The 18,431-nt window shown below is 51.3% G+C and carries 15 protein-coding genes; all 15 read right to left on the bottom strand.

The genetic code is table 11. The features are described 5' to 3' along the window. Positions 1 to 65: 65 nt before the first annotated feature. The 15 genes from WMO24_RS14445 to WMO24_RS14375 all read right to left on the bottom strand — a co-directional run bounded on the left by WMO24_RS14445 (position 66) and on the right by WMO24_RS14375 (position 18,346). The gene (locus tag WMO24_RS14445; protein WP_349217072.1) at positions 66 to 212 is read right to left on the bottom strand and encodes a hypothetical protein; all 147 of its coding nucleotides are present in this window, start codon (positions 210 to 212) and stop codon (positions 66 to 68) included. Then, the gene (locus WMO24_RS14440; protein ID WP_349217071.1) at positions 209 to 1,528 is read right to left on the bottom strand and encodes a restriction endonuclease subunit S; all 1,320 of its coding nucleotides are present in this window, start codon (positions 1,526 to 1,528) and stop codon (positions 209 to 211) included. Before WMO24_RS14440 ends, WMO24_RS14445 begins: the two co-directional genes overlap by 4 nt. Further along, positions 1,528 to 2,946, bottom strand: coding sequence for a class I SAM-dependent DNA methyltransferase (locus tag WMO24_RS14435; protein ID WP_349217070.1), 1,419 nt, complete (start codon positions 2,944 to 2,946; stop codon positions 1,528 to 1,530). The genes WMO24_RS14440 and WMO24_RS14435 overlap by 1 nt, the downstream gene beginning before the upstream one ends. After that, a complete protein-coding gene (hsdR, locus tag WMO24_RS14430; RefSeq protein WP_349217069.1) occupies positions 2,943 to 6,209 on the bottom strand; it encodes a type I restriction-modification system endonuclease in 3,267 nt (1,088 codons plus the stop codon). Before hsdR ends, WMO24_RS14435 begins: the two co-directional genes overlap by 4 nt. A gap of 381 nt (positions 6,210 to 6,590) precedes the next feature. Then, the gene (locus tag WMO24_RS14425; RefSeq protein WP_349217068.1) at positions 6,591 to 7,007 is read right to left on the bottom strand and encodes a hypothetical protein; all 417 of its coding nucleotides are present in this window, start codon (positions 7,005 to 7,007) and stop codon (positions 6,591 to 6,593) included. Between the two features lie 15 nt (positions 7,008 to 7,022). After that, positions 7,023 to 7,181, bottom strand: a complete 159-nt coding sequence (locus tag WMO24_RS14420) for a hypothetical protein (protein ID WP_349217067.1) — start codon at positions 7,179 to 7,181, stop codon at positions 7,023 to 7,025. A 422-nt stretch (positions 7,182 to 7,603) separates the two neighbouring features. After that, a complete protein-coding gene (gene gloA2 / locus WMO24_RS14415) occupies positions 7,604 to 7,984 on the bottom strand; it encodes an SMU1112c/YaeR family gloxylase I-like metalloprotein (protein WP_349217066.1) in 381 nt (126 codons plus the stop codon). A 668-nt stretch (positions 7,985 to 8,652) separates the two neighbouring features. Then, positions 8,653 to 10,326 carry a hydantoinase B/oxoprolinase family protein gene (locus WMO24_RS14410; RefSeq protein WP_349217065.1) on the bottom strand — a complete coding sequence of 558 codons (1,674 nt, stop codon included), beginning with the start codon at positions 10,324 to 10,326 and terminating at the stop codon, positions 8,653 to 8,655. Position 10,327: 1 nt separating this feature from the next. Beyond that, positions 10,328 to 12,367, bottom strand: a complete 2,040-nt coding sequence (locus tag WMO24_RS14405) for a hydantoinase/oxoprolinase family protein (protein ID WP_349217064.1) — start codon at positions 12,365 to 12,367, stop codon at positions 10,328 to 10,330. 152 nt (positions 12,368 to 12,519) lie between these two features. Next, positions 12,520 to 12,924, bottom strand: a complete 405-nt coding sequence (gene rbsD, locus WMO24_RS14400) for a D-ribose pyranase (RefSeq protein WP_349217063.1) — start codon at positions 12,922 to 12,924, stop codon at positions 12,520 to 12,522. Positions 12,925 to 12,939: 15 nt separating this feature from the next. Further along, a complete protein-coding gene (gene rbsD, locus WMO24_RS14395) occupies positions 12,940 to 13,344 on the bottom strand; it encodes a D-ribose pyranase (RefSeq protein WP_349217061.1) in 405 nt (134 codons plus the stop codon). A 233-nt stretch (positions 13,345 to 13,577) separates the two neighbouring features. After that, entirely contained in the window at positions 13,578 to 15,098 is a 1,521-nt protein-coding gene (gene xylB / locus WMO24_RS14390) for a xylulokinase (protein ID WP_349217059.1), read from the bottom strand. Between the two features lie 13 nt (positions 15,099 to 15,111). Next, the gene (locus tag WMO24_RS14385; RefSeq protein WP_349217057.1) at positions 15,112 to 16,095 is read right to left on the bottom strand and encodes an aldo/keto reductase; all 984 of its coding nucleotides are present in this window, start codon (positions 16,093 to 16,095) and stop codon (positions 15,112 to 15,114) included. Between the two features lie 49 nt (positions 16,096 to 16,144). Beyond that, positions 16,145 to 17,056 (bottom strand): substrate-binding domain-containing protein, encoded by a 912-nt coding sequence (locus WMO24_RS14380; protein WP_349217056.1) that lies wholly within the window; start codon positions 17,054 to 17,056, stop codon positions 16,145 to 16,147. Positions 17,057 to 17,401: 345 nt separating this feature from the next. Then, positions 17,402 to 18,346 carry an arginase family protein gene (locus WMO24_RS14375; RefSeq protein ID WP_349217055.1) on the bottom strand — a complete coding sequence of 315 codons (945 nt, stop codon included), beginning with the start codon at positions 18,344 to 18,346 and terminating at the stop codon, positions 17,402 to 17,404. Positions 18,347 to 18,431 lie beyond the last annotated feature (85 nt).

Here is an 18,431-nt window from a genome sequence, read left to right as displayed (position 1 = left end):
GTCAATACCAATATTGATTATGATTGTGTGAAAAAAGTTTGGTCCCCATTGCAGCCTATCCAGTTTTAGTGAATTTTTTTGATTATGCACATCCGAATACAATTCATTTTCTTTAAAAAAGCAAAAAACAACGCGCCAAAAAGGCGCGTTGTTTTTTGTTGATCGCTTTCTTTCTCGCTGAGGAGAGCACAAGATTTTTTCGGATCGGTCATAGGATGAAGCTCTTTTTCAGCAACTCCTGTGCGCTCTCTTCGTTTGGGTCGTTGGTGCCCAGCTCGCCGCGGAAGGCGCGGGCGAGGATGGATTTTTTGATGAGGTCGATCTGCTCCAGCACCCCTTCGGCGGCTTCCTTGGCCTGCTGTTCTTTGGCGAGGAGGTCGTCTAGGATGCGGACAATTTCGGTTTGTTCAGGAAAAGAAGGCAAGTTGATTAATATTGCCCCCAATTCTTTGGAATTAATATTATTGATTCCAGCGGATGATTTTGCCTTTTTGAACATTTGCATCCTTGCATCAGTAGAATTTAAATACATAACTAAATAATTTGGAACTACCGACTCTAATGGCTGAATCCGTATTAAAAAAGAGGCATAAGCGTATTCTCTGTCTAATTGTGGTACAAGAACGCTTTTTCCAACCAATTCTCTACTACCGTTCGAGCGAACAATTAAAATGTCATTCTCATGAATTTGATTTTCGTCAGAAATATCCTTATGAGATAGAAATTTGAGATCCTCAAAGCTTAAGCCATCATCTGTGATATTGGGTATTCTAAAAACAGGCATTCCTTTATAAGAATAATCGCTTTTTTCAGATGTTCCGTATTTGAAGCCTATGACAATTTTAGATAGTGTTGTATTATCCCAACTCTCCATCCTCACGCCGTGTTCTTTTCTCCACTGGGCGGTGAGTTCGCCGGTGAAGGCTTTGTGAAGGATGGCCGCTTTGCGGGTTTCAAAGCTATCCAATGTATCCTGCGCCTTTTGTTTTGCCTCGTCCAGTTTGGCAAACAGGTTTTCAATGCGGTCAACAATGCGCTGTTGTTGTTTGATTGGCGGAACCGGGACTGGAAAGTCTTGTAGATTTCCTAAGCGAATGTATGGTATGGCTGTTCCAAACATTTTATCTTTGTTAAAATCAAACCATTTATACTTAAACCAGTAGAAGACGTAATCAGTATTGATTGGCTCTATTATTTCTACCACATAGGTTCGCTGATATGCTTCAAACTTACCGTTGTAGCAACTTATATTGTTAATATCACCATTTCCTGCAAGCAGAATAGCATTACAGTCAAATGAATACCCATGACAACGAATTGGCTCTGCAGCGCATGTGAAAAAAGGATACTCGCCATCTACACTACCGTAATTGGCATCTTTTTTACCCGTTTGGATTTTAGACATTGATTTAAGATATGTCCAGCACCAATTCCCCGGCACCTTGTACGGCTGCTCGCTCTCCGGCACCAGGGCCGCCTGCAGGCGCTCCTCCGGCGTCAGGGTTTCCTTTTTCTTTCCTCTCGCCATCAGTCCCGCACCTCCAGCGCACGCAGCTCCTTCACCACGCTCATGAGCAGGTCCACGGCTTCTTCCAGATTGGCAGCGGCCTCCTCGGCGCTCTGGGCCGGGTCGGGCAAATCGTTGTAGTCCAGCACCGAGTCGTCCCGAATGAGGCCCAGGTCCAGGCTGTTGCCCTTTTCCGCGATCTGCTCCCGGGTAAAGACGCTCCACCGCTCGTCCTGCACGGCATGGCGGTCCTCGGCCTCGAACGCCTTTTCAAAGTCCGCAAAATGCTCGGTTTTCAGCGGGGTGGTCTTACCAAAGCTGGGCATATTGGTGCGCAGGTCGTAGAACCAGACCTCTTTGGTGTTGCCCTTATCGCTTTTGCCCCGGGTGAAAAACAGCACGTTGGTTTTGACGCCCTGAGCGTAGAAAATGCCGGTGGGCAGGCGCAGAATGGTGTGCAGATCACACTTATCCATCAGGTCGCAGCGGATTTTTTCGCCGTCGCCGTCCGCAAAGAGCACGTTGTCCGGCAGCACCACGGCGGCCCGGGCCTTGCCATTGGCTTTCAGACTGCGGTAGATGTGCTGGAGAAAGTTCAGCTGCTTGTTGCTGGTGGGGAAAGTGAAGTCATCCCGGGTGGCGCGCTCGCCGCCCTTCTTGGTACCGAAGGGCGGATTGGTGAGCACCAGATCAAAGTCGTGGAGGGCCTTGCCCTGATTGGACAGGGTATCGGCCAGCAGAATCGGCCCGTCGATGTCGTGGAGCATGGCGTTCATCAGGGCCAGGCGGTGGGTGTCATGGACCAGCTCGCAGCCAGTGAATGCCTCTTCCCGCTCGAATTTGGCCAGATCCGCATCCAGATCATAAAAATCGTCGGTGTGCTCCTTCACATACCGATGGGCGGCGATCATAAAACCGAAGGTGCCGCAGGCGGGGTCGTTGCACCGTTCGCCGGGCTGAGGCTTCATGAGCCGGGTCATCACGTCGATGAGGACACGCGGCGTAAAATACTGGCCCGCGCCGGACTTTTTCTCGCTGGCGTTTTTCTCCAGCAGTCCTTCGTACAGGTTGCCCAGCCCCTCTTCCCGGGCGGAGTACCAATCCAGGCCGTCGATGGTGGTGATGATTTTTTCCAGGTTCTTGGGCTCGTCAATGTTGGTGGCGGAGCCCTGATAGATTTCCCGTACCCGGCCGGTGCAGTTTTCGCCCAGGTGGGTCAGCAGCTCTTTGTAGAACTTCTTGAGCTCGATGCCGCTTTTGGCGGTGAGCTGGTCCCAGCGGCAAGCGGCGGGGATCTGGCTTTCCACGCCGGTCTCCTTGGCCATTTTCAAAAACAGAATGTACGTCAGTTCGGTGACGTACTGATGATAGGTGATGCCGTCATCCCGCAGTACATTGCAGAGATTCCAGAGCTTGGACACGATTTCCTGTGTGGTCATGCGCTTCTCCCTCCATCATCATACAGGTACTCGTTGAGCTCCAGCACGATGCTTTCTAACTTGTTTTGAAAAATTCGGTCGATCTTCTTAAATCCGCCCTCGTTTCGGAACCGGGTGTCCTCATCAAACACGCTCACATTGAGCACTGATTCTTCCAGCAGATATTTTTCCATGCGGCCGATCCACTTTTGCTCGATGGCCGTAAATTTGTGGGCCTTTTTCAGCTTGTCCACCGCCCGGCGGATACGGGCTTCGTGGCTGATGAGCATGGAGCCGATGGCATAACGGCGAATCAGACTGATGATGTCCGCTGCCATCTCCTCGTTGGTCAACTCCGAAACGGCAGTATTCAGCTGCTGAGTGGTGAACCCTTCCCGGTCCAGCGTCAGGCGCAAGTCCTTGAGGCTGGCCCGGGTCAACTCTTTCGGCCGGGTACAGACGATGTTCAGTGCCGCAATTGCGTTGATGTTGGCTTTGACATAGTCCGCAAAAGCGTCCAGATAGTCCTCCGGACGGCTGCCGGTACCATAGCCGCGGGTGTGGCTGACCAGCTCATCCGGTGCGTCGGAAATGACCACCGAGCGGCCTCCATTGGCACGGTTCTCCGCCAACAGCTTAAACAGATCCCGATGCGCCAAAAGGCGGTTGCGCGCCTGCTGCATCGGCTCCTTCTCCAGCTGCTGAATAAACTGAGTAGGGTCCATGCCGCCAGTCATGCTGACGAAATGTTCCAGGGTCTTACTGTCCAGCTTCCGCTTTTTCCGCTGGAGCTTGGCGATGATCTGGTCGATCTGGTACTCGATCTGCTTTTCGTCTTCCAGCACCTCGAGGCCGTCCAGCAGCTGTTCAAAGGAAGCGGACGGATTGGCCACCACCGGTTTCATGGTATTGACCGGTTCCAGCGATTCATATACGCCGACCGGGTCATAGATTTCAAAGTGGGTTTTATGGATCTTGGGACACAGGCGAGTGGCACGGCCCAGCATCTGTTCAAACAGAATGCGGGATTTCACACGGCGCAAAAACACCAGATTGGTAATCTGCGGCACGTCGATACCGGTCGTCAGCAGATCTACAGTGACGGCGATGCTGGGATAGCGCTCGTTCTTGAAGCGCTTAATGGCTTCCTGTACCTTTTTGGGATTGCCGCCGCCAACACTGCCGGTGATCTTCATGATCGCATCATTGTCCACGCCGTATTCCGCGTAGATATTCTTGAGGATATCCACGATCATGTCGGCGTGCTGATCGTCCACGGCATAAATGAGGGTTTTGCCCTGCTCTTCCGGGTTTTCAGGGTCGATGTCTTTGGCGATCTCCGCCAACACGGTCTCGTTGAAGGAGCGGGTGATCACCTTGCGGTTGAACTGCTCCACGTCGAAGTTCAGTTCGTCGTTCAGCAGCTCACTGTTGGTGATTTCACCGGTCACCGGGTCATAGACGGTGACGGTGTCACCGGACTGATAATGGATTCCCTCATCCCGCAATTTGGTGTGAAGATCGTGGGGCGCATCGTGGTCTACCAGATAGCCCTCGATGACCGCTTCCCGGTAAGTGTATTTGAAGACCGGCTGACCGAAAATTTCGGTGGTTTGGAGAGCGGGAGTGGCAGTCAGCGCAATTTTCGCGGCGTCAAAATACTCAATCACGCTGCGGTATTTGCTCTGATAGTCCCGCTGGTCCCGATAGAGAAGTTCGGCGTCTCCGATTTCCTTATCCAAAAGGTAGCCCCGGTGCGCCTCGTCGATGATGATTAAGTCATAGTCGTTGACCGCCGGCATGGTTTCCCCATCATTGTAAAGGATGCGCTTGACCATTCCCTGAACGGTAGCCACCTGGATCCGGGTCTCCCGCTCAATCTCTTTATCTTCCAGCCCTTTGATGTTGTAGATATCCGCCAGGGGCATCAAATCCTCCAGCTTGACCTCTTTGAAAACATCAAGCGCCTGCTCACCCAGAGCAGTCCGATCCACCAGGAAAAGAATGCGTTTGAAGCGGCCTGTTTTCAAGAAACGATAGATCATCCCCAGCACGGTCCGGGTCTTGCCGGTTCCGGTGGCCATGGCCAGCAGAGCAGCATTTTTTCCCTCTATGATTGCTTGCTCTGCTGCCTGGATTGCGCGCAACTGGTAATCCCGCAGGTTCAGGCCGTCTTTATCCCGCAGTAAATCGAAGGGCATCTGCTTCAGCGCCTGATTGCCGGCTTCGTTGTCCTTTCCCAAAAGCTCCAAAAGATTTTCCGGACTCATCCAGCCTCGCAGCGCTTTGGGCACATTGGAAGGGGTCCGGAGATCCAAGAACCAGATGCCGGATTTTGTTTTATACTGTTCCAGATATGGTCTGCCATTGGTCGCAAAAGTGAACGGCACTTTATAGTTGCCCCAAGTCCCGATTTGATACTGTGCATCTGCCGAGCGAATATTGCGCGGATAATCCTTTCCCTGAAAATCAATTACAGAGGGAATATCCTTGTGCGCCGCCTTTGCCTCAATAATGCCGACCAATTGCAGCCCAATAAAGAGAGCGTAGTCAGCACGGCCATGATTCCCCACAGTGGAATCTGTTGGCCACTCTGCGATAGCAATATTTCGGCCTTTAGCGGGGCGAGTGCCGTTAGAGAAGCACAGATTTTCCGTATCAGCCTCCCAGCCCACTTGACGGAGTTGCTGATCAATGATGTAGCGTGTTTCTGCTTCCGTCCTTTGCCGCTGACTGGCAGCTCTGGCTGCCTGCTGGCGGCGGCTGTCTTTCGGAATCGACTCTGCCTGCGCGGCTTTCGTTTCGGCCTGCTGCGCCAAACGGATTTCGGTCTCCGCCTCTGACGTTCGGTCCGCACTCCTTACCTGCTGCGGAGAAGGCATTACAAATGTACGGGGCTGGTAATTCCAATCGCCGTAGGTTTGCATAAACCACTCACACAGGCTGTGCGCCATGGGCAGCAGAGCCCTTGCATCCGTGACCGAAGCGTAGTTCTCATGAACCGCCTTATTTCGAGCTTTCCGAAGCGCATGCAAAATTTCCACCAGGTCCTGTGTCAACAGGCCCTCGCGGTAGAGCGTATCAATTCGCTTCACCGCCGTATTGTCATCTGGAAGCGAAATGCGGTCATAAGTAAACATCAGGTTTACAATGGTTTCTCCAATCATTCCCAGTTTCATCAGGCTGGAGTTTGCATCGCTGGCGCAATATTCTTCCGCCAATCTGCCAAAGTTAAACAGAACCGGAAATTCATTTTCCAAAAACGCAAAGTTACTCGTTGTCATCGTGCACCACCTTCGCAATTTTCTGTGCTTAGGAAGAGTCTTTTTTCCATTATGACACAATGCACGGATGACATCAACGATTGTTTTCTGACAACACCTTAGGGACATTTATCATCTTCGCGCGGCAAAGGCTCACCTTTCGATCGATAAGGGGTAAAATTGGGGTAAGAGGGGCAGAAAACACAAGTTTGAGAAAAAGAAAAACAGCGATGAATCTTTCGATTCATCGCTGTTTTTAAGTGGCTGCGGAGGCTGGATTTGAACCAACGACCTTCGGGTTATGAGTGCGGCTTCGCGGTTTTCACCTGTTTTTTTCTGTGGTATACAGGATTTTTGCACGCCTCAGTTCCCGGAATTTTGCATCCATTCTTTTGCGTTGCATCAATCACCAGAAGAAAAGGGGTAACATTGGGGTAAAGCCTGTTTTGTGCCCCACTCATCACATTCGCATTCCCGATTTGATTCAAGGCATTCAATCATTTCGGCATATTCCTCGGGCGTAAACGCAACTCCTTCGTCCAGTGTTTCAAGCAATGCCATCACACTTGCAATTGAGTTTTCCTCTTTTGAATCATATTCGTATAATTCTGCGAACCATATAACATTCACCCATGCTACCAGCTCCGACAATGACACTGTTTTTGCAAGATACTGTTTCATGGCATACACTACATCGGCGGCAGATACTTTTTCGGATGTTACATCGGCAACGTTGTACAAATCCTCGCCCAACACGCTTTTCAGCTGCTGCAAAGAAATAGCAAAGCGTTTGTATTTTTTCAAAGTGGTTTTCATCATTGCTCTTCAGCCTCATTACATCTTTTCGGCTTTTATATGAACACCGGTTTCTACAGCTTTTTCAAAAAGGTCCGCCATAAGATCAAAAACCTGTGCCGTTTCCTCATAATCAAACGCCTTGTCTTTATAGAGCGTCAAATCATCAAGATATTCTTTCGGATCGAGTTCCGCCACAGTTCCATCGTCGGCAAAGATCCCTTCCTTTTGTTGATAATCTCTTGTAAATTCATTTCATCCCATGCCATCTAGTGCGGGCGCGCCATAAATATCTTCAAGGTATCCCTCTCCAATAAGGAAAACTTCCATATTTGCAAGTGACAGTACGATTTGGGTCTCACCTTCATAACCCTCTGGATCAACGCAGATCATCTTGCACTTTTCAAATATATATTTGGGGGAAGAAATGCTATTTCTTAATCACTTTAATCGCCTTGTTGACAATGTCAGCAACTTTTTTCGTTGAATGAGAAATACTTTCAAAATTGTTGAGATGAGTATGATAGGTGGACAGAACACGGCCGCTCTCGAAAATTCCTTTGCAGATCCAGAACGTTTTGTAGGCGCTGTCCACCACTGTAGATTCTAAACGGGTCTTGCTACTCGTGGATTTCAATGGGTAGTCCATCGGGATCGGTAAAAAATGTCATCTTTTTTCCCGTGAAGGTATCCAGTCGTACCGGCTCACATTCAATTTCACGCTGTTTAAGCTCTTTGACCATATTATCCACCGACTCCACTGTGAATGCCAGATGACGCAAGCCACATGCTTCCGGTCGGCTCACCCGTTCAGGGGGATTCTTCACCGCGAAAATCTCAAGCTCTGTTGTGGCATTAATCCTTAAATCTAGTTTCCAATCACCGCGTTCAGCACGGTAATTCTCCCTGATAATCGGGAAACCAAGTTTTGTTACATAAAACTTTTTTGCTGTGTGAATATCTGAAACAATAATCGCTATATGATGGATGATGTTAAACACAGTAAAACCTCTTTCGATTATATCTCCATAATGTGTTATAAAGTCGAATAAACTCGCAGCACACGCCGTCTATTCTCACTGCTTTCCAGAAGTCCAGAACGACTGTTCTATTCTACAATTTCTACCGCACAAGTTGAGATACCACAAGTTCGATCTATGCGGCATATTAAGCCATAACCGCTTTTCACTACCTTCTCACTGAAAAGTATTCGACACATTTTTAATACAGTGAATTTTTAGACGTGGGGCAATTTTGTTTAGCTACATGAGGCTATTATACTCCGGTGGTTATAATAGAACAAATCATGAGACAGGGTCCTTGGCTAAGCAGGGGCTTGAGCAAATCGTAGAAGGGCATTCGTACTGGTGTGCCTCTCCAGAGTCTTTGAAAAATCTGCACTGGACGTCATTCACCCCATCTCAAATAAACAGGCATCTAACACACCAAATCAGTCCTTTCGCATGAGAAAGTCACTCTTGTGATCTTTCTGATAGTCTCAATACTTAAAACAAGCGAAAACTTTTTGCTCTCCGTGGCTTTGCGAGAAATTCGTTTCGCCAAAACATACTAACTGTAAGCCGGTTGCTGGCATGCCAGCAACCGGCTTTTGTCGTCAAAATTATGGTTTCATTAGCTGCTTACAGAAAAATTGATGCTTCCTCGTTTCTTATGCTTTTCCTTGATAACCATACAATTCTTTTGCCTTTTCCAAAGAAACCTTTTTACGGCGGATATCACGCTCAATCTCTGCCACCGGGCGCTCCAACGGATTGCCGTAACCGGCGCCACCGCCCACTGCCACGAGCATTTTATCGCCGCGGTTGAGCACACGGCTGCCCTTGGACGGCAGATTTTCCTTGGTTCCGTCCGGATGATACAATTTAATATAGGCAGTGGAACCGTCCAGGCCGCCCGCCACGCCTTTGGCAGGATACTTAAAGCGGTCTGAATACACGGTCATATTGACATTGTCTTCCAGAATTTCGTATTCGCGATAGGCGCCCAGGCCTCCGCGATGCCGGCCCGCGCCGCCGCTGTCGCAGCGTAGCTCATACCGTGTCACCCGGAAGTATTTCTGCTCGATTTCCAGGCTTTCCACCGGGGAGTTGGTGCAGTTGCCCAGGGGGTCATCCAGTTGATCCGCGCCATCGTTGCGAATGCTGGCGCCATACCCGCCTCCCAACTGATCGCTGATGGCCACGAAGCCTTTCTTTTCGTCACCGGACCACTGAAGGTTGACTTCGGTTCGCTGGTCGTAACCCTGAGCCGGCACACGCTCGGGAAGGACTTTTTCAAACGCTTTCAACACCGCCTGGAACACGCGCATAATGATGACGTTTCGCCCTTCTACCGGCGCGAATTCCTTCGGGTTGAGCAAGCACCCCTTGGGCGCATAAATGTGCACCGGGCGATAAGAACCATCGTTGATGGGGAAAGACGGATCGGTCATGATCATCTTCAATACCGTGTAGGTGGCCGAGACCGTGGACGAAAACGGACAGTTGATGGCTGTGGTCACCTGCGGGCAGGTGCCGGTGAAGTCCACATAGACCTCGCTTCCCTCTACAGTGACTTTCACCTTGATCACCAGCGCCTCGTCGTGAACACCGTCATCGTCCGCCATGCATTCGCCGTAATACACACCGTCCGGAATCTCTTCCAACGCGGCACGCATGACCTTTTCCGCATAATCGAGAAACTCCTCGCAGATCTCCATAAACGTGTCGTACCCGTAACGATCTATGAGGGCATGCACTCTCCGGCGACCGGTTTCATTTGCCACAAGCTGTGCATTGATGTCGCCGATGGTATCTCTGGGAATTCGCAAATTGGAACGCAACACCTGCTCCAAAATTCCCCCGTTCCAGTCATGGCTGACCGAAAAGACCATTGGGCAAAAGCGGAATCGCTCTTCAAAAATGTCTTTCGCGTGGAGATTGAAGCCTGCCGAATGTCCCAAGTCCGCATGATGGCCGGTGGTGCCAGCAAAGGCGACCAATTTTCCATTGTGAACAATGGGAGAAAAGATGTAGATGTCCGACTGGTGCTGTCCACCGCTGTAGGGATCGTTGAGTATGATGGCATTGTCCTCTGTGAGGTTTGTCACATCCACTTTGCTCAGCGCCCCGGTGAGCGCACGGCTGACTGAGTTCATATGCAGCGGCTGGTCCTGCGGCTGCGCCAGGATACGCCCCTTTGCGTCCGCCAAGAAGGTGGAGCAGTCCGCAGCCTCACGAATCACCACGGAATAGGCGCTGCGCAGGAAATCCGCGCTCATCTCACGTGCGACCGACATCAAATTGTTGGTGAGAATATTGAACAACGCAACGTCCTTTGCCATGTTAGTTTTCCTCCTTTTCCAAAATGATGCTTCCATTGTGCTGCAATTTTGCAATCCAGCCCAAGGGTACCACACACGTGGAAGTTTCATCTTCGATTACAGCCGGTCCGCTGAGCACCGAATCCACCGGAAGTCCATTCCAAGTGTAAAAATGGCAATCACGCCACTGGCCGCCCATCAACACTTTCTGAACGCTGCTTCCCGACTGTCCAGGAATGGGTTCGTACTTCATCCCGCTGAGCAAATCGTTGTTTTGCGGAACGGTGCATTTCAAACGATAGTTGACGATTTCCACCAGATTCTGCGGCGAGTTGAATCCATACCGTTTGTGGTGTGTCTCGTGGAAAACCTGCGTGATCTCTTCGCTGTCGGTGGGAATATGATCGAAGTCCATCTGAAGCTCAAACGCCTGTCCCTGATAGCGCGCATCCACTGCGTACTGGAATTTCAGGCTCTCCTTGCGGAACCCGTAATTGCACATATCCTCTTCGGCTTTTTCACGCATCTTGCCAAACTGGGAGGCCAAATCCTCCGCGCTGGTTTCCACGCACAGAGACACTTTTGTCTGCACATAGTCGCGGATGATGTCCGCCACCAGCAGGCCGAACGAGGAGAGCAGTCCCGCGTAGCGCGGCACCAGCACCCGTTTCATGCCCAGCTCATCGGCGATGGTCGCCGCCATCAACGCACCGGCTCCGCCAAATGCCACCATGGTGTAATTGCGGGCGTCGTAACCGCGCTCGGTGGATGCCAGGCGCACCGCCTGCATGGTATTCGCCTCCATCACGCGGCAGATGGCCTCTGCCATCTCATCCGATGTGACGTTCATTTTCTGTGCGATTTCGCCGATGACCTTTTTGCTCAGTTCCGGATCCAACTTGTAGTTGCCGCCTGCAAAGTGGTCGGGGCGCAGCAGGCCGCGATAGGCCAACGCATCCGAAAGAGTCGGTTTTGTGCCGCCGCGGCAATAGCACGCGGGGCCGGGGTCCGCACCGGCGCTCTGCGGTCCCACCTGAAGCATTCCGCCGCTGTCAATCCAGGCAATGGAACCGCCACCGGCGCCCACTGTCACAATGTCGAGCATCGGAACTGCTATGGCGTTTCCATCAATTTTGTTGGTGGTGGACACCAGGGGATTGCCCTTGTTGATGAGGCAGACGTCGGCGCTTGTTCCGCCGATATCCAGCGTAATAATATCCTCAATTCCAACCTGTTTGGACATAAACACTGCGCCGGTGACGCCGGCAGCAGGGCCGGAAAGCAGTGTGCGCGCCACTTCTTTTCGGAGAGCATCCATGGGGATCACTCCGCCATTGGACTGCGTAATGAAGATCTCTCCCTTGAAATCGCGCTCCTGCAACTGCCGGTACAGGCTTTCGATGTAACGAACCATGACGGGCGCGATGTAAGCCGTGATGGCCACGGTGCTTGTGCGCTCATATTCGCGGAACTGGGGCAGAATTTCATAAGAGGCCGTCACGATGCCGTCCGGAATCTCCTCTTCCAGAATTTTCTTTGCCAACATTTCGTGCTGTGCGTTCGCATAGCTGTGCAAAAAGCAAATGCCGATCGACTTTACGCCCTGCTCCCTCAATTGGCCGGCGATGGTCCGCAGCTCTGCTTCTTCCAGGGGGATCAGCACTTGTCCATCCGCGTTCATTCTTTCGTGTACGGCGTACACCAGGTTTCTCGGCACCACCGGTTCGGGCCGCTGGTAAAACAGATCGTAGATATTGGTTTTATCGCCCCGGAGAATCTCAAGCGTATCCGAGAAACCTTCGGTCACCAGCAGAGCCGTGGGCACGCCTTTGCGCTCCAGTACCGCGTTCGTCGCCACGGTAGAACCGTGCAGCATCTCTGACATATTGGACCAATCTTTTAAAAGTTTGTCCGCCCCTTCAATCACCGCTTCTTCCGGTCGTGAAGGCGTGGAGGCCACCTTCAATGTCTTCAGTTGCGTTTTTCCGTTTTCTTCCTGAAACAAAATAATATCAGTAAATGTTCCGCCGATCTCTGCGGCAAATTTGTTTTTTACACTCATTTTTTGCGCTCCTCCTGTAAAATCATCATACATGCGCTCTTCCCATTGGGAATTTTGCGAATGTGCGGCAGCCCGCAATGACACTGCTCATACATTTTCCTTCCCGTTCTCACATGCCTGCGCGCCCAAGAGGCGCGCAGGCTCTCTTTTCTTTAGTACGGACAGCCACAAACCAGCAATACAGAAGAATAATGATATCTGTTTTCACCCGTGCGGATCGCCGCTTTGCACTCCGCGGTCATTTCCAGCATTTTGGCGTGGGGAATGCATTCAATGGGAATCTGGCGCGCCGCGAACAGTTTTTCGTACTCCGCAAACAGATCCGGTGAATACTGTTTCATCTCATTGGCCATGTATACTTTCTCGATGATGCATTCTTCCAAAATTCCTTCCACCACGGGCACCAGAGGAGGAATTCCCAGCGTAAACGCCAGGTCAATGCGCTCGGCGTTCTGGGGCAGTGGCATTGCGGCATCGGACACAAGCATGGTGTCCAAATGCGTCATTTTGGACAGCGCACAGTTGACCTGCGGATTCAAAATACCATTTTTCAGCATAATAAAACTCCTTTCTCAATACGGACAACCGCTTACAAGGATGACCGAAGAATAATGATAATGGAATTCACCCGTCCGGATTGCCACCGACACTTTATCGGCCAGTTTGCAGAATTCGGTGTGGGGGATGCACTCCACAGGAATGTCTTCCTTAGCAAAGATTTCGCTGTAAATGGCAAACAGCTCGGGAGAATACTCCTTCATCTCATTTGCCATACAGGCTTTCTCCACGATGCATTCCTTCAAGATCCCTTTCACCACAGAGGTGATCTCGGGAATTCCCGGCGTATAGGCGAGATCCACACGGTTCAAATAAGCCGGTAATTCCATGGCCGCATCGCTGATCATCACGCTGTCCTGGTGAGCCAGGCAGGAAAGATGATAATTGATTTGTGGATTGATGATGCCCGTTTTAAACATTTTCATTACTCCTCTCGTTTTTTATCTCCGACCCGGATAATTCATTTTCGCACGGCCGATGCGTCCTTCAGCTGACCGGCGCGTGCAATCGCCTCGTGTGCAACCCGAAGAGCTTTTCGCGCACATCTCCGTTTGGATTTTCTCCTGTGCACCCGCAAGCGGCCCGGCAGTGCATCCGCCGATTTTCCCTCCCTTGCGGACGGCGCTCTCGAAACAGGCCCGCGAACCCCTTTTTATTGCAAAGACGCCAACCGACGGTAAACCGATTGCAACGCAAAATACGCCTCGTCGAAAATCGGTTTCAGTTTCTCGTATTGTCTTTGGGCCTCGGGCTGAGGCGACAGCGCCTCCTGTGCCTGCACAAAATGTTCAACGCTCTCAAAATTTTTCAGCGCACCAACGCCGACGCCGGCCGTCACTGCCGCGCCAATGGACGTCGCTTCCTCCAGATAATTCATCCGCATCGTGTTGCATCCCAGAACGTCCGTGAGAATTTGCGCCACGATTTTCCCCTTTGCAAGGCCGCCAATCAGATGGATGTTTTCAATGTCGGCGTGCTGGCGGAACACCTTGAAGATAATTTCCAGATTCATGGCAATGCCCTCCACGGTCGCCCGCAGCAGGTCTTTGCGCTGATGTTCCATTTTCAAGCCGATGAAGGCAGCGCGTGCTTCCGGAGACCAGCGTGGACTGCGCTCGCCCAGCAGATAGGGCAGATACAAAAGCCCACCGGCACCGCACGACGACATCTCGATTTCACGATCCATGGCCTCATAGACATCTCCGCCCGTCTGACAGACTGCCTCGATCAAATCTTTGCAAAGGTTGTTTTTCATGAAAGAAAGCGAATTGCCCGCCGCCTGCATGGTGCCGGTCGGGGCAAAATAGCCCGGTACAATGTGCGCCCAATTAAAGGTGCGCATCTGCGGATCGTACACCGGCTGGTGGGAAGAATAGGCAATCCAGGAGGAAGATCCCAGATAAGCATACGCGCTGTTTTCTTTGACGGAGCCCGCGCCCACTGCGGCGCAAACTCCGTCGCCACCACCAAGGATGACCGGCGTACCGGCCAACAGCCCGCATTGGGCGGCGGCGCGTTCCGTCACTCTGCCCGCAATGTGCGTAGACGGAAAGACTTCGGGGAAAAATTTTTCATCTACACCGGCAAGACGAAGAATGTCCGTCGACCAGCACATTCTGTTCAGATCAAAGGCATTGGTGCCGGACGCATCCGAATAATCCGTGGCAAGTTCGCCTGTGAGCTGATAGACGACATAGTCTTTTGGATTGAGGCATTTTCCCAACTTGGAAAAGACATCGGGCTCGTGATCTTTCACCCACATCAATTTTTCTAGGCTGTAAGAAGCGCTGATGCGATGCCCTGTAATCCGGTAAAACTCCTGTTGGGAAATGTCTTTTTCCAGATTTTGCGCCTGCTGTACCGCTCTCTGATCCGCCCAGATGATGCCGTCTCTCAGCAGCTCTCCGCGTTTGCCCAGGCAAACGCATCCCATCATCTGGCCGCTGAAGGCAACCGCGGCGATGTCGCCCGCAGGAACCTGCTCCAAAAGGCGACGACTGGTTTCGCATACGGCCTTCCACCAATTCCGGGGATCCTGTTCTGCCCAAGTGCTGTTGAAATAGCGCGTAGGATAGGGATACACCGTATGCGCAACCAATGTGCCATCTACCGAAAACAGTGTTGCCTTGTTTCCAGTGGTTCCTAAATCGTGCGCCATCAAATATACCGCCATAGACATCTTTCCTTTATATATTTTCAAAGGGTGCGATGATTGTCTCGATCTCCGCGAACATTTCCTCCGTCAAGTCCCAGGTCAGACAATGGAGATTTTCCGTCAGCTCTTCTGGCGTACCAGCTCCGGCAATGATGGAAGTAACCTCTGGTTTCTGACGCAGCCAGTTCAGGGAGATTTCGTTCAGCGGATGGCCGATCTTTTTGGCCAAATCATTCAGGCTGCATGCCGCTTTGTAATAACGTTCAAACAGCGGCGGCGAAAATTTCGGGTTTTGATTGCGAATGTCCCTGTCCGAAAAATTCAAATCCTTTTTGAATTTGCCGCTCAAAAGGCCCTGGAACATGGGGCTGTAAGGCATGAACGCCTGGCCGTGGGCTTTCACATGCGGCAACACTTCCTTTTCCGTCTTATATTCCAACGGAATATGGTGGTAGCTGTCCGTATTGCGCTCCAGCATATTGTAGAGCGACTGCTGAGAATGAATCTCCATCAGCGATTCAAAATGCTCGGCGTCCTTCTGTGAAAAGTTGGTCAGGCCCACATAGCGGATCTTTCCGGCTGCCTGCAGTTGTTTCAGCACCTCGACCGTTTCCTCGATCGGCGTATTGTGGTCGGGCCAGTGGAGCTGATAGATGTCCACGTGGTCCGTCTGCAGGCGCGTCAGGCTCTGGTCAATCTCCCACAGGATACTCTCTTTGCTCAAATCGTTGCGCGTCACGCGGTCTTCTCCCCAGCGCAGTCCGCACTTACTGGCAATCAGCACCTTGTTGCGCAAACCATGTTTTTTCAAAATCGAACCCAGCACGGTCTCTGAATGAGAAAATCCGTACACAGGCGCAATGTCGAAAAAGTTAATGCCATGGTCGATGGCGCTCAGCACAATTTTTTCAGTATTGCTGTCGTCGGAGCAATCCCAGTCGCCACCAAAATTCCAACAGCCAATTCCTATTGCGGAAATTGGTTCCTTGATTTTTTCTACCTGCTTGTAAATCATATGTACCGCCTCTCCTCTCTGCAACATCCGTCAAATTTTGAAAAAGCCATCACTCGTTGGGGTAGAGGAGCTTATGTACGGTCGGATCGTCGATGTTGTCCTTTGTGACGATGGTGGCACCCGTGTCGACATCCTTGGGCACCGTGCCGCCTTCCAGCACCTGTGTCAGGAACATCGCGCTCTTGTAGCCGATTCCCATGGGATCCTGAACAACCATGCCCGTGAGCACGCCGTCTTTGACCGCACGAATTTCCTCTTCGTTCGCATCAAAGGCATATGCCATCACACGGCCGGCGGCGCCCGCATTGGCAATTCCCCTGGAGATTCCCACGCCCGTCATATCGTTATCCGCAAAGATTCCGATCAGATCCGGGTTCTCCTCGATCAGCGTCTTGGTGACCTTGGCCGTCAATACGGGATCATTTTCCACATACTGCACATCCAGCATCGTCATCGAGGGAACCAGCGCCTTCATGCGCTCCATGAAGCCGCGGTCACGGTCCTGGTCCACCTTCGACTCGCGGGAAGAATTGATGACCACGAATTTCTTTCCCTCGGGAGAAATTCCAGCCTTCTTCCAATCGCCGAGCATGGCGTCCGCAGCGGAGGCGGCAGCATTGACGCTGTCCGTGGCAAGGAAAGAAACAAAGTTGTCCGAACGGATTCGGTTGTCCATTGTGACAACTGGGATTCCCTTTTTCATGGCCGCGTCGATAGCGGGAATGGTCAGGTCATTGCTGGTGGAAGCAATCGCGATGCCGTCCGGTTCGCTCTCCACCACGCGCTCTAGAATTTCCACCTGAAGAGCAATGTCGCTCTCCTCGGGCGGGCCGTAGGTCGTCACTTTCAGAAGTTCCGGGTGCTCTTTGGCCGCTTTTTTGGCGCCGTTCAACATTGTCTGCCAAAAGTCGGAGTTCAAAGCTTTTACGATAACAGCAACTTCATATGGTTTTTTTCCCATGTTCAATCCTCTTTTCCTTGAATTATTTTGATCCATTTATAGAACCGGTACCATGCAAAAAACCGCCTTTACGCGCTTACCAATGCGGAGGAAGTAAACAAATGACCCAAATTTCTTTACGTTTCGCGTTGGTTTTCTTTCATATAGGCAATGTTTTTGCTCTATGTCCATTTTTCTCTGCATTTTTGCGGAACCGTTTTAGTGAACCGGTTCCACACGGCCTATTATACGAAGCTTTTCGGCCGGTGTAAATTGTTTTTCTAACCTAAAATGCGAACAAGTTTTTGTATACTTTGTATGCCATAGGGACTTTCGCAGAGGCACAGCGCAGAAACGCAAGAAAAATCAGCCCAGGCTCGGGCATTTTTTCCAATTTCCAAGGCCAGCCGCAATCAGCTTCAGGCCGCTCAATGTGCTCACTTCGCGCCCTTCTTTTTCCTCGCCAGTGTTGAAATAGATGGAGTTCAGATTGTACACCGCCACTTTGCCGGTGTCCATCACTGTTTTGATGTTTCTCAGCACGGTATTGATATCGGGACCGCCCATTTCAATGGTAAAATGATCTGGAACATACCGTCCATCCAGAATGTCCGCGTCCACATGCAGATAAAGCACATCCACACGCTTTGCCAGCTCTTCCACCGCGGCCTTCCATTGATCTGCATCGCAAAATGCCTTGGTATCCAGCACTTTTACACCCAAGCGGCTCAGATTGGCGAGTTCTCCCTGGTCGACATCCCGTGCGTCGCTGAGCAGCACATCCGTGTCGCGATAGGGGACCTCAATTCCCACAAACCGGCGCCAATCTTCAAAGCACAGCCCCAACACAGTGGCCAAAGGCATGCCGCCCAACATTCCGGAATTGGTGCTCTCGGGCGTATTGATGTCACCATGTGCGTCCAGGTATATAATACCCACTTTTGTCTCAGGTCCAAAGGCTCTCTGAATTCCTCCGGCCACCGGCACGCCGTACATGCAATAGCCGCCGGTCAGGAGAACGCTTTTCCCCTCCAGCAACCCCGTGCACACCGCGTCGGAAACGCTTCTCGACAGCGTTTCATACACGCGCTCGCCGTCTTTCGGCGCATATTGAATTTCATTAATTGTGACAGGAACATCCGCCGTATGATAAATTCCACACAAATGGTAGTCGTGCAGTTCCCGCGGCTCCGTCCAATATTGCAGGTCGGATTGAATTCCCGCCTCTTTGTTGTTGACGTCCAATCCCCAGCCAATATCTCCATAGGGGATTTCAATCACTTTGAGTGCTTCTACAATTTTCGTGTTCATTTCAAGGCTCCTTTCCGCACAAGGTTTTGGGAATGCAATGGATTAACTTGTGCACGGCGGCATGCGCCGCGCACAAGTCAAAGGT

Origin of the sequence: Ruthenibacterium intestinale, from assembly GCF_040096265.1 — a bacterium.
In the GTDB taxonomy this organism is placed as follows: Bacteria; Bacillota; Clostridia; order Oscillospirales; family Ruminococcaceae; genus Ruthenibacterium; species Ruthenibacterium komagatae.
The sequence above is the reverse complement of the archived record's forward strand: the minus strand, read 5'-3'. Positions and strand labels throughout refer to the sequence as shown.